Annotated in this window: 1 pseudogene; it reads left to right on the top strand. The window is 58.3% G+C overall.

What is annotated here, in order from left to right:
* Window positions 1-295 (top strand): annotated as a pseudogene (locus tag BK665_RS33110) (urea ABC transporter permease subunit UrtC); the annotation flags it as partial.

Raw genomic sequence — 295 nt, 5'->3', positions numbered from 1 at the left:
TGCCGGCATTCATGACGTTTCTGTCGGGGACCGAGTTGCCGTGGTACTGGACTGGCACCAGCAGCTTTCTCTGGTCCATGTGTCTGGTGGTGTTGGGACCGGGATTGTTGGCGTTGGTGTTCGGCTTTTTCGCCTTCCGCTCGCGGCTCAAAGGGGTGTATTTCTCGATCATGACCCAGGCCCTGACCTTCGCCGGCATGCTGCTGTTTTTCCGCAACGAAGCCGGGTTTGGCGGTAACAACGGCTTCGCCAATTTCCGCACGATTCTCGGGTTTGGCATTACCGAACCGGGGAC

The organism is Pseudomonas frederiksbergensis, from assembly GCF_003732665.1.
Taxonomy (GTDB): domain Bacteria; phylum Pseudomonadota; class Gammaproteobacteria; order Pseudomonadales; family Pseudomonadaceae; genus Aquipseudomonas; species Aquipseudomonas frederiksbergensis_G.
The sequence above is the reverse complement of the archived record's forward strand: the minus strand, read 5'-3'. Positions and strand labels throughout refer to the sequence as shown.